The sequence below is a fragment of the Bradyrhizobium sp. CCBAU 51753 genome, from assembly GCF_015291565.1.
GTDB lineage: Bacteria > Pseudomonadota > Alphaproteobacteria > Rhizobiales > Xanthobacteraceae > Bradyrhizobium > Bradyrhizobium ivorense.
The window spans coordinates 396843-409172 of sequence record NZ_CP030037.1 but is presented as its reverse complement, the minus strand read 5'-3'; the positions used below and the strand labels follow the sequence as shown (position 1 = coordinate 409172).

The 12330-nt window shown below is 64.8% G+C and carries 10 protein-coding genes; all 10 read right to left on the bottom strand.

Annotation, left to right across the window (positions count from 1 at the left end; genetic code table 11):
• Positions 1–10 precede the first annotated feature (10 nt).
• Complete coding sequence (locus XH93_RS01940) at positions 11–760, bottom strand: SDR family oxidoreductase (RefSeq protein WP_172627888.1); 750 nt, start codon at positions 758–760, stop codon at positions 11–13.
• Positions 761–835: 75 nt separating this feature from the next.
• Positions 836–2086 (bottom strand): 2-oxoglutarate dehydrogenase complex dihydrolipoyllysine-residue succinyltransferase, encoded by a 1251-nt coding sequence (gene odhB / locus XH93_RS01935; protein WP_194472183.1) that lies wholly within the window; start codon positions 2084–2086, stop codon positions 836–838.
• Positions 2087–2262: 176 nt separating this feature from the next.
• Entirely contained in the window at positions 2263–5223 is a 2961-nt protein-coding gene (locus tag XH93_RS01930) for a 2-oxoglutarate dehydrogenase E1 component (RefSeq protein ID WP_139479979.1), read from the bottom strand.
• A gap of 440 nt (positions 5224–5663) precedes the next feature.
• Positions 5664–6545, bottom strand: coding sequence for a succinate--CoA ligase subunit alpha (sucD, locus tag XH93_RS01925; RefSeq protein ID WP_139479980.1), 882 nt, complete (start codon positions 6543–6545; stop codon positions 5664–5666).
• Between the two features lie 91 nt (positions 6546–6636).
• A complete protein-coding gene (locus tag XH93_RS01920; RefSeq protein WP_139479981.1) occupies positions 6637–7113 on the bottom strand; it encodes a DUF1579 family protein in 477 nt (158 codons plus the stop codon).
• A 2-nt stretch (positions 7114–7115) separates the two neighbouring features.
• The gene (gene sucC / locus XH93_RS01915; RefSeq protein WP_194472182.1) at positions 7116–8312 is read right to left on the bottom strand and encodes an ADP-forming succinate--CoA ligase subunit beta; all 1197 of its coding nucleotides are present in this window, start codon (positions 8310–8312) and stop codon (positions 7116–7118) included.
• Between the two features lie 161 nt (positions 8313–8473).
• Positions 8474–9442, bottom strand: coding sequence for a malate dehydrogenase (gene mdh / locus XH93_RS01910; protein ID WP_139479983.1), 969 nt, complete (start codon positions 9440–9442; stop codon positions 8474–8476).
• Between the two features lie 208 nt (positions 9443–9650).
• Positions 9651–10835, bottom strand: a complete 1185-nt coding sequence (gene zapE / locus XH93_RS01905; RefSeq protein WP_194472181.1) for a cell division protein ZapE — start codon at positions 10833–10835, stop codon at positions 9651–9653.
• A 135-nt stretch (positions 10836–10970) separates the two neighbouring features.
• The gene (thpR, locus tag XH93_RS01900) at positions 10971–11507 is read right to left on the bottom strand and encodes an RNA 2',3'-cyclic phosphodiesterase (RefSeq protein WP_139479985.1); all 537 of its coding nucleotides are present in this window, start codon (positions 11505–11507) and stop codon (positions 10971–10973) included.
• 171 nt (positions 11508–11678) lie between these two features.
• Positions 11679–12314, bottom strand: a complete 636-nt coding sequence (locus XH93_RS01895) for an arylesterase (protein ID WP_139858544.1) — start codon at positions 12312–12314, stop codon at positions 11679–11681.
• Positions 12315–12330 lie beyond the last annotated feature (16 nt).

Sequence of the window (12330 nt, the reverse complement as noted above, 5' to 3'; positions counted from 1 at the left end):
TCTTTGACTGTTAGCGACCGCCCGACACGTCGAGGATCGTGCTGGTGACATAGGAGGCCTCGTCCGACATCAGCCAGACGATGGCGTTAGCGATCTCATCCGCGGTGCCGACGCGCTTCATCGGCACCATATGGGCGAGCCGGTGCGCGCGGTCGGGCTCGCCGCCCGCGGCATGGATTTCGGTGTCGATCAGTCCCGGCCGGATGCCGGCGACGCGAATGCCTTCGGCCGCGACTTCATGGCCAAGGCCGACGGTGAACGAATCGATCGCGCCCTTGGACGCGGCATAATCGACATAGGTGTTGGGCGCGCCGAGCCTTGCCGCGACCGAGGAGAGGTTGACGATGACGCCGCCCTGGCCGCCATGCTTGGTCGACATCCGCTTCACCGCTTCGCGGGCGCAGAGGATCGAGCCGGTGACGTTGACGGCCATCACGCGCCGGATGCGCTCGGCCGACATTTCGTCGACGCGCACGCCGCTGGTGCCGACGATCCCGCCATTGTTGACCAGCGCCCCGAGCGTGCCGAATTTGTCGGCCGCCTTGAACAGGTCGAGGATATCGCCTTCCTCGGCGACATCGCATTTCACCGCGATCGCCTTGCCGTTGCTAGCCGCGATCTGGGCGACGACCTCGTCGGCCGCCTTCTTGTTGCTGGCATAGCCGACCACAACACGATAGCCGCGCGCGGCGGCAGCGAGGGCGGTGGCGCGGCCGATGCCGCGGCTGCCGCCGGTGATGATGACAACCTTATCCGTCACATTGATCCCCAAAGATACGCGGCCAAAACGATTGCGGCGCCCGATCGGGTCGAGCGCCGCGCGCGAATGACCTTCTTACAGGTCCAGCACCAGGCGGGCCGGATCCTCCAGGCTCTCCTTGACGCGCACTAGGAAGGTCACTGCTTCCTTGCCGTCGATCACGCGGTGATCGTAGGACAGCGCCAGATACATCATCGGGCGGACCTCGATCTTGCCGCCGACCACCATCGGCCGCTCCTGGATCTTGTGCATGCCGAGGATGCCGGACTGCGGCGCGTTGAGGATCGGGGTCGACATCAGCGAGCCATAGATGCCGCCATTGGTGATGGTGAAGGTGCCGCCCTGCATCTCGTCGATCTTGAGCTGGCCGTCGCGGGCTCTACGGCCGTAGTCGGCGATCGACTTCTCGATATCGGAGATCGACTTGTGGTCGCAGTCGCGCACCACGGGCACCACCAGGCCGCGGTCGGTGCCGACGGCGACGCCGATGTGGTAGTAGTTCTTGTAGATCAGGTCGCTGCCGTCGATCTCGGCGTTGACGGCGGGAATGTCCTTCAAGCCCTGAACGACGGCCTTGGTGAAGAAGCCCATGAAGCCGAGCTTGGCGCCGTGCTTCTTCTCGAACACGTCCTTGTACTGGGCACGCAGCTTCATCACCTCGGTCATGTCGACCTCGTTGAAGGTCGTCAGCATCGCTGCGGTGTTCTGCACGTCCTTGAGGCGGCGCGCGATGGTCTGGCGCAGCCGCGTCATCTTCACGCGCTCCTCGCGCGCGGCATCGTCGGCCGGCGACGGGGCGCGGACCTGCACCGCGGCGGCCGGCTGATTGACCGGGGTCGGCGCCGAGGCGGCCTTCTCGATCGCGGCTAGCATGTCGCCCTTGGTGACGCGGGCGTCCTTGCCCGAGCCGGGCACGGTGGTGGCATCGACGCCGCTTTCGGCGGACAGTTTTCGCACCGACGGAGCGAGCGGGGCATCCGCCGGCGGCGCCTTCGGCGCAGCAGGAGCCGGCGCGGGGGCGGCGGCCGGCGCCGCGGCGGCGGGCGCCGCAGCCTTGGCAGCCGGAGCGGCGGCGGGCTTCGCCGGAGCCGCGCCATCATTGATCTGGCCGAGCAGCGCGCCGACGGCGACCGTCTCGCCATCCTTGGCGATGATCTCGCCGAGCGTGCCGGCGGACGGCGCCGGCACCTCGATCGTGACCTTGTCGGTCTCCAGCTCCACCAACGGCTCGTCCACCGCGACGGCATCACCCGCCTTCTTGAACCAGCGGCCGATGGTGGCCTCGGTCACGGATTCACCGAGCGTTGGAACGCGAATTTCAGTCATGGTCTTTTCCTCAGATCAACCCTGCGGTCATGAAACTTGGTACGGCCACCGCCCGCCGAAGCGGACGATCCGGTACTCCGTGACGACAGCGACCTAGCTGGATGACCCGGGATACCGGATGCCCCGCTCCAGTGCGCAATTGCGCACAAGGCGGGGCATGGTGGTGGTGAAGGTGGTTAATTCAGTGCGTCGTCGAGCAGCGCCTTGAGCTGCGCCAGATGTTTCGACATCAGGCCGGTGGCGGTGGCCGCCGCGGCCGGACGGCCGGCGTAGCGCGGACGCTTGTTCGGCGCGTGGATCTGGTTCAGCACCCATTCGAGATAGGGCTCGATGAAGTGCCAGCCGCCCATGTTGCGCGGCTCTTCCTGGCACCACACGATCTCGGCGCCCTTGAAGCGGCCGAGCTCCTGCACCAGCGCCTTCAGCGGCACCGGATAGAGCTGCTCGACGCGCATCAGATAGATGTCGTCGATGCCGCGCTTCTCGCGCTCCTCGTAGAGATCGTAGTAGACCTTGCCCGCGCACAGCACGACGCGACGGATCTTGTCGTCCGGCTTGAGCTTGATCGCCTCGTTCGGCAGCATCTGGGCGTCATCGTACAGGATGCGGTGGAAGGTCTGGCCCTCGCCGAGCTCGTCGAGCCGCGACACCGCCCGCTTGTGGCGCAGCAGCGACTTCGGCGTCATCATGATCAGCGGCTTGCGGATCTCGCGGTGCAGCTGCCGCCGCAGCACGTGGAAGTAGTTGGCCGGGGTGGTCGGATACACCACCTGCATGTTGTCTTCGGCGCAGAGCTGCAGATAGCGCTCGAGCCGCGCCGAGGAGTGCTCCGGCCCCTGACCCTCATAGCCATGCGGCAGCAGGCAGACGAGGCCCGACATGCGCAGCCATTTGCGCTCGCCCGAGGAGATGAACTGGTCGAACAGCACCTGGGCGCCATTGGCGAAGTCGCCGAACTGGGCTTCCCACATCGCCAGCGCATTCGGCTCGGCCAGCGAGTAGCCGTATTCGAAGCCGAGCACCGCCTCTTCCGAGAGCAGCGAGTTGATGACTTCGTAGTGGCCGGTGTCGTTGCCGCCGAGATGGTTGAACGGCGTGTAGCGGCTCTCGTCTTCCTGGTCGATCAGCACCGAATGGCGCTGCGAGAAGGTGCCGCGCTCGGAGTCCTGGCCGGACAGCCGCACGTGGTGGCCTTCCTGCAGCAGGGTGCAGAACGCCAGCGCCTCGCCGGTCGCCCAGTCGATGCCGACGCCGGAGTCGATCGCCTTGGCGCGATTGTCGAGGAAGCGCTGGATGGTGCGGTGGACGTGGAAGCCGTCCGGCACCTTGGTGATCTTGCGGCCGATCTCCTTCAGCGTGGCGACGTTGACGCCGGTGACGCCGCGGCGAGCGTCCTCCTCCTGGTCGGCAATCTTGAAGCCGGCCCACTTGCCGTCGAGCCAGTCGGCCTTGTTCGGCTTGTAGCCGGCGCCGGCCTCGAACTCGGCATCGAGCCGCGCGCGCCAGTCGGCCTTGGCCTTGTCGACCTCGCCTTCGGTGATCACGCCCTCGGTGATCAGCCGCTTGGCGTAGATCTCCAGCGTGCTCGGATGCGAGGCGATGCGCTTGTACATCACCGGCTGGGTGAATGCCGGCTCGTCGCCCTCGTTATGGCCGTGGCGGCGATAGCAGAACATGTCGATGACGACCGGCTTGTGGAATTTCTGCCGGAACTCGATCGCGACCTTGGCCGCGAACACCACGGCCTCCGGGTCGTCGCCGTTCACATGGAAGATCGGCGCATCGATCATCTTCGCGACGTCCGACGGATAGGGCGAGGAGCGCGAGTAGCGCGGGTAGGTGGTGAAGCCGATCTGGTTGTTGACGATGAAGTGCAGCGAACCGCCGGTGCGGTAGCCCTTGAGGTCCGACAGGCTGAAGCATTCCGCGACCACGCCCTGACCGGCGAAGGCGGCGTCGCCGTGCATCAAGAGCGGCAGCACCGAGATACGCTGATCCGGCGGATCGCCGTGCTGGTCCTGCTTGGCGCGCACCTTGCCGAGCACGACGGGATCGACGATCTCGAGATGCGACGGGTTGGCGGTCAGCGACAGATGGATCTTGTTGCCGTCGAACTCGCGGTCCGAGGAGGCGCCGAGGTGATACTTGACGTCGCCGGAGCCTTCGACCGCGTCCGGATTGGCCGAGCCGCCCTTGAACTCGTGGAACAGCGCGCGGTGCGGCTTGGCCATCACCTGGGTCAGCACGTTGAGGCGGCCGCGATGCGGCATGCCGACCACGATCTCCTTCACGCCGAGATTGCCGCCGCGCTTGATGATCTGCTCCAGCGCGGGAATCAGCGACTCGGCGCCGTCGAGGCCGAAGCGCTTGGTGCCGGTGAACTTGGTGTCGCAGAATTTCTCGAAGCCTTCCGCCTCAACCAGCTTGTTGAGGATGGCGCGGCGCCCCTCGGGGGTGAAGCTGATCTCCTTGTCCGGCCCCTCGATGCGCTCCTGGATCCAGGCCTTCTGCGCGGCATTGGAGATGTGCATGAATTCGACGCCGAGCGTCTGGCAATAGGTGCGCTCGCAGATCTGCACGATCTCCCGCAGCGTGCCGTATTCGAGGCTGAGCACGTGATCGAGGAAGATCTTGCGGTCGAAATCGGCCTCGGTGAAGCCGTAGGAGCGCGGATCGAGCTCCTCGCGGTCGCGCGGCGCCTCGATGCCGAGCGGATCGAGCTTGGCGTGGAAATGGCCGCGCATGCGGTAGGCGCGGATCAGCATCAGGGCGCGAACCGAATCGCGGGTGGCCTGGTGGACGTCGGCGTCGGACAGTTCGGCGCCCCTGGCCTGCGCCTTGGCCGCGATCTTGGTGCTGACCGCCTTCTCGACCTGGGCCCAGTTGCCGTCGAGCGCGGAGGTCAGGTCGTCGCGCGGGGTGAGCGGCCAGTTGTCGCGGCCCCAGGAGGCGCCGTCGGCGTTCTTCCGTACGTCGCCAGGCGCGTCCTTCAGGCTCTTGAAGAAATCCTGCCATTCGGCGTCGACGGACGACGGATCCTGCTCATAACGCGCATAGAGGTCGTCGATATAGGCGGCGTTGGTGCCCTGGAGGAACGATGAGAGGGCAAAAGCGGCGTTCGCGTCTTGGCGAGACATATGGAAGTCCTGGTGATTTTTGGTTGGCGCGTGGCAGACGGCGCAAGACCAGTCCGAAGGACCAGCTGAATGGATATCCTTTAGCCTATTTAAGTCGGATATTCGCGCCTAAAAGAACCAAAAAATGAATGGACTTTCAAAACATATTGAAGCGCCTGCCGTGCGGATAACGCAGGACAAAAAGATACGCTCCCTGGCGATTTGAACCACCAGGGAGCGGTGAAGCTAGGTTGAGCCGGAGCGACGGCGAGTTCACCTCTCCCTTGGGAGAGGTCGGCGCGAAGCGCCGGGTGAGGGGTTATGGTCTCTCGGTGGAGCTGCGGCCCCTCACCCGATTTGCTTGCGCAAATCGACCTCTCCCCGACGGGGAGAGGTGGGCCGAACCCGCGGTCAAAGCTGAGTTCATCCCGCGCTAGCGGGATAGAATTGCAGTCGCGGCGTCACTTCAGCATCTCGGCCAGGGTGTGCCCGAGCCGCGCCGGGGACGGCGACACCCTGATGCCGGCCGATTCCATCGCCGCGGTCTTGGAGCCCGCGTCGCCCTTGCCGCCGGAGATGATGGCGCCGGCATGACCCATGCGGCGGCCGGGAGGTGCGGTGACACCGGCGATGAAGCCGACCATCGGCTTCTTGCGGCCGCGCTTGGCCTCGTCCTTGAGGAACTGGGCGGCGTCTTCCTCGGCCGAGCCGCCGATCTCGCCGATCATCACGATCGACTTGGTGTTGTCGTCGGCCAGGAACATTTCCAGCACGTCGATGAACTCGGTGCCCTTGACCGGGTCGCCGCCGATGCCGACCGCGGTGGTCTGGCCGAGGCCTTCCTGGGAGGTCTGGAACACCGCCTCATAGGTCAGCGTGCCGGAGCGGGAGACGATGCCGACCGAGCCGGGCTTGAAGATGTTGGCCGGCATGATGCCGATCTTGCACTCGCCGGCGGTCATCACGCCCGGGCAGTTCGGCCCGATCAGCCGCGACTTCGAGCCCGACAGCGAGCGCTTCACCCGCACCATGTCGAGCACCGGGATGCCCTCGGTGATGCAGACGATCAGCGGGATTTCCGCATCGATCGCCTCGCAGATCGCATCCGCCGCGCCCGGCGGCGGGACGTAGACCACGCTGGCGTCGGCGCCGGTCCTGGCGCGCGCCTCGGCGACGGTGTCGAACACCGGCAGATTGAGATGGGTCGAGCCGCCTTTGCCCGGCGCCACGCCGCCGACCATCTTGGTGCCGTAAGCGATCGCCGCTTCCGAATGGAACGTGCCGTTCTTGCCGGTGAAGCCCTGGCAGATGACCTTGGTGTTCTTGTCGATCAGAATGGACATGGTTCGAGATGCTTTCGCGAGACGAGAAGGGACTCTATGGTTTGAGCATGATCATATCGGAAAACCGGGGGCCACTTTTCCGGATCATGCTCTAGTGGATACGCCGGTACACGCCGGTGAGCACGTCGGCCCACCCTTCCGCGTCGGGCGAAAACTGGATCTTCATGTTGTAGGTATTGTCGTCGACGACCTCGTAGACATGGCGGGCGTTGCCGCGCAGCGAGCCGCGCACCAGGATCAGCGATTTGTTGACCCAGCCGCCCGAGGCCGGCGACGGCGGGTAGTAGCCGAGCGAATCGTGCCAGAACAATTTGTAGGTCCGGTCCTCGCGGTCGTAGGTGAAGACGCCGTGGGTGGCAAAGCTCTCCTTGCCGTCGCGGCTCTGCACCGTGTCCTGGATCAGGTAGAAGCCGTTGAGCGCGATCCGCGCCACCACATGCGAGGTCGCCGGACCGCCTGCGGTCCAGCGCGACGGAAACACCATCTCTTCGCCGTTCCACTCGCCTGCGAACAGCGCAAGCTTGCGGTGCTCTTCCAGGGGTAGCGGGGCGTCGAGATGATCGGCCATCGTTAGCCTCCCTTGACGGCGTTCACGATCTTCTGGGCTGCGTCATCGAGATTGTCGGCGGGGACGACGTTGAGGCCGCTTTCGCGGATGATCTTCTTGCCCTGCTCGACATTGGTGCCTTCGAGGCGCACCACCAGCGGCACCTTGAGGCCGACTTCCTTCACCGCGGCGACCACGCCCTCGGCGATCACGTCGCACTTCATGATGCCGCCGAAGATGTTGACCAGGATGCCCTTCACGTTCGGATCGGCGGTGATGATCTTGAACGCGGCCGCGACCTTCTCCTTGCTGGCGCCGCCGCCGACGTCGAGAAAGTTCGCCGGCGACATGCCGTAGAGCTTGATGATGTCCATGGTCGCCATGGCGAGGCCGGCGCCGTTGACCATGCAGCCGATATTGCCGTCGAGCGCGACATAGTTGAGGTCGAACTTCGACGCCTCGATTTCCTTGGCGTCTTCCTCGGTCTCGTCGCGCAGCGCCATCACGTCGGGATGGCGGTAGAGCGCGTTGCCGTCGAACGACACCTTGGCGTCGAGCACGCGGAGCTGTCCCTGCTTGGTGACGACCAGCGGATTGATCTCCAGCATCGCCATGTCCTTGGCGGCGAACGCGGCATAGAGCTGGCCGGTGAGCTTCTCGGCCTGCTTGGCGAGATCGCCGGTCAGCTTCAGCGCCTGGGCGACAGTGCGGCCGTGATGCGGCATGATGCCGGTCGCCGGATCGACCGAGAACGAGACAATCTTTTCGGGCGTGTTGTGGGCGACGTCCTCGATGTTGACGCCGCCTTCGGTCGACACCACGAACGAGATTTCCGAGGTCTCGCGGTTGACCAGGATCGAGAGGTAAAACTCCTTGTCGATGTCGGAGCCTTCCTCGATGTAGAGGCGGTTGACCTGCTTGCCGTGCGGCCCGGTCTGTACCGTGACCAGCGTGGCGCCGAGCATCTGCTTGGCGTACTCACCGACCTCGCCGACCGACTTGGCGATGCGGACGCCGCCCTTGTCGCCGGCGGAGGCTTCCTTGAACTTGCCCTTGCCGCGGCCGCCCGCATGGATCTGGCTCTTCACCACCCAGATCGGGCCCGGGAGCTGCTTGGCGGCGGCATCGGCCTCCTCGGCCTTCAGCACCGCGACGCCGCGCGAGATCGGCACGCCGAATTCATGCAGCAGTGCCTTGGCCTGGTATTCATGGATATTCATGGAAAGACGCTCCCAAACCCTCGTGCGGCGAACTTTCAAGTCAGCCTTGGGCTTGGCATACCATATACCAAAGCCCGTGCAAGCATAAAATCCGCCAGAATTTCATTACGTTGCACCCGACAGGCGATCGGAATCGCCTATCGGGTCATTGCCAGGTCCAATTACTTGCCGAGCAGATCGGGGGCGATCTTCTTGCAGGCGTCGACCAGGCCCTGCACGGCGCCGACCGACTTGTCGAAGGCTTCGCGGTCCTTGCCGGCCAGCTCGATCTCGACAACGCGCTCGACACCCTTGGAGCCGATCACGACGGGCACGCCGACATACATGTCCTTCACGCCGTATTCGCCGTTGAGATAGGCGGCGCAGGGCAGCACGCGCTTCTTGTCCTTCAGGTAGCTCTCGGCCATCTGGATCGCGGAAGCCGCCGGCGCGTAGAACGCCGAGCCGGTCTTCAGCAGGTTGACGATCTCGGCGCCGCCGTTGCGGGTGCGATCGACGATCTCGTCGACGCGCGCCTGCGAGGTCCAGCCCATCTTGACGAGGTCGGGCAGCGGGATGCCGGCGACGGCGGAGTAGCGGGTCAGCGGCACCATGGTGTCGCCGTGACCGCCGAGCACGAAGGCGGTGACGTCTTCGACCGAGACATTGAATTCGTCGGCGAGGAAATAGCGGAAGCGCGCGGAGTCGAGCACGCCGGCCATGCCGACCACCTTCTTGTGCGGCAGGCCCGAGGCCTTCTGCAGCGCCCACACCATGGCGTCGAGCGGGTTGGTGATGCAGATGACGAAGGCGTCGGGCGCGTACTTCTTGATGCCGGCGCCCACCTGCTCCATGACCTTGAGGTTGATGGAGAGCAGATCGTCGCGGCTCATGCCGGGCTTGCGCGGCACGCCGGCGGTGACGATGCAGACCTTGGCGCCGTCGAGCGCCTCATAGGAATTGGCGCCGACCAGGTTGGAATCGAAGCCGTCGACCGGCGACGACTGCGCGATGTCGAGCGCCTTGCCCTGCGGCACGCCCTCGGCAATGTCGAACAGCACGACGTCTCCCAGTTCCTTGAGGCCGACGAGGTGCGCCAGCGTTCCGCCAATCTGTCCGGAGCCAATCAGTGCAATCTTGTCGCGTGCCATGGGAAATCAGTCCTTCGATCTGGATGCAGGAGGGAGGGAAGTCGGTTGCAAGGGTGGTTATCCCTTTCGAATGATCGGTTCAAGTCGCGGCCTGCTCGATCGGGCGCCCTGCCTCGAATTCGATCAGGCATGCCAGCGACATCAGCCCTGGACGCACGAAAAATTGCTCCGAACCGGGCGGCGCGCAAGGCCGAATTCAAGGCTGAAATCAGGTTTCGACCAGGCCGGTCGACGCGCCGCTCGCCGAGGAATCCTTTCGGCCGTGCGGTAGCGCCAAATAGGATTCCGAGCTCATCTCGATCAGGCGCGATGAGGTGCGCTTGAACTCCATCGCCTCATTGCCGTCGTCGGCAAGGTACAGCGACACCGGGTCGGCCTCTGCCGAGGCCATCAGCTTCACGGCATTGTCATAGAGCGTGTCGATCAGCGAGATGAAGCGCTTGGCGGCATTGCGCTCGGCGTAATCCATCACCGGAATGTGGTCGACCAGCAGCGTGTGATAGTCGTGCGCGAGCCTGAGATAGTCGGACGCGGCCAGCGGCTGCTCGCAGAGTTCGGCAAAGCTGAAGCGGGCGACGCCGTGCGCCGCGCACGGCACGTGCAGCACCCGCCCCTTGATCGTGATGTCGCGCGGCTTGCACGGCGCGTTGCCGGTCATCTTGCGCCAGGCCGCATCGAGCGCGGCGCCGGCGGCGGCATCATCGGGCACCAGCCACATCTTCACGCCGAACAGTTTTTCCAGCCGGAAATCGGTGCGCGCATCGAGCCGCAGCACGTCCATGTGCTCGGCGATCTGCGCGATGAACGGCAGGAACAGTGCGCGGTTGAGGCCGCCCTTGTAGAGATCGTCGGGCGCGACGTTCGAGGTCGCGACCACCACGGTGCCGAGCTCGAACAGCTTTGCGAACAGCCGTCCGAGGATCATCGCGTCCGCGATGTCGGTGACATGGAATTCGTCGAAGCAGAGCAGCCAGGCCTCGTCGAAGATCGCCTGCGCGGTGAGCGCGATCACGTCGCCGTCGGCGATCTCGCCGCGCGCGATCTGCTGGCGATAGCCGTAGATGCGCTCATGCGCCTCGGCCATGAATTCGTGGAAATGCGCGCGGCGTTTGTGCTCGACCGGGCTCTGCTGGAAGAACAGATCCATCAGCATGGTCTTGCCGCGGCCGACCTCGCCATGGACATAGAGCCCGCGCGGCTTGCCGTTATTGTCGCCGCCGAACAGCCGGCCGAACAGGCCCTGCTTGCGCTGCGGCTTGTAGTACGCGAGCCGCTCGTCGAGCGCGCCGAACGCCTCGGCGGCGCGCGCCTGCGCCGGATCGGCCTCGATCGCGCCGGAGGCGACCAGGGTCTTGTAGTGTTCGAGGAAAGCGGCGGGCGAGGTGGACTGCATCGGCCCACCTTACGGCCCTACTGCGCGGGAAAATGCAAGCCGTGAATTGGGGCGATAGCCATGCAAGCGCACGCCTTGCATGCCACGGCCGACCGGACGAGCCGGCCGCTAAAGTCCCGCAATCTGTCTCAGACCTTACGCGCAGAGCGCGTAGGCGTCCTCGACCACGTAGGGTCCGCCGCCGGTCGACGCGCGCGACGAGTACAGCACGAAGCGGTCTGCCATGAAGCTGCGGCTCGGGAAGTAGCCGCGCACCGACAGATAATCCGCGACGTCCTGGCTCGATGCGTCATGCAGACGCGCGAGCGTGACATGTGGCGTGAACTTTCGCCCCTCGGGATCGAGCCCCATCCGCTGCATCATCCGCTCGAGCTCGGCCTGCAGCTCGATCAGCGGCCGGCTCGGCTCGACGGAGGCAACCACTGCGCGTGGCTTGCGTCCGCCGAAGCTCGAGAGGCCCTTGAGCTTGACCTCGAACGGTTTGCGGTTCACCCGAAACAGCATCGACGCGATCTCGTTGGCCCAGAGGCCGTCGATATCGCCGATGAAGCGCAAGGTGACGTGATAATTTTCGGGATCGATCCAGCGTGCGCCGGGAAGGCCGCCACGCAAATTGGAGAGGGTCTGACCGATATCGGCCGGAATTTCCAGTCCAGTGAACAGACGCGGCATCGCAATAATCCTCGATGCAGTGGCGCGAGTTTTGGGAGCCCGCGCCGTCGAACACACCCCGGTGACGAATCACCGACGTCTCTTTTGTACCCGAGTTATATGACTCTGCGAAGCATAACGCGTTAACAGCTCGTAAAGCTCCGGTTAATCCACCGGCCCGCCTTCTGCTTTTCAGCCACGCTGCGCAGATAATGATCCGAGCAGTGCCTCCACCGTAGGCAGGATATTTTTCACAACGATATCGACGCCCTCCGCAGTCGGATGCATGCCGTCGGCCTGGTTGAGCTTGGCGTCGGCGGCAACGCCGTCGAGAAAGAACGGGTACAGCGGCACGCCGAAGGCCTTTGCGAGATCGGGATAGATCGCGTTGAACTTCGCGGCGTACTCAGTGCCATAATTCGGCGGCGCCAGCATGCCGCACAAGAGCACCGCGATGTTGCGCGCCTTCAACTTTGTGATGATGTCGGACAGCGCGGCGCGGGTCACCGCGGGATCGGTGCCGCGCAGGGCATCGTTGGCGCCGAGTTCGAGAATCACCACACTGGTTCCATCGGGCACCGACCAGTCGAGCCGCTCGCGGCCGCCCGAGGAGGTGTCGCCGGACACCCCGGCATTGATCATGTCGACCTTTATCCCCTTGGCTTCCAAGGCTTTTTGGAGACGGACCGGGAATGCCGCGCCGGCCGGGAGGCCGAAACCGGCGCTCAAGGAATCGCCCAGAACGACCATTTTGATCGGCTTCGCCGGGTCCGCCGTCTGCGCATTTGCCGCCGTCATCAGGCCCATAAGCAACACGAGTATGTGCACGAAGATTCGCAACCGG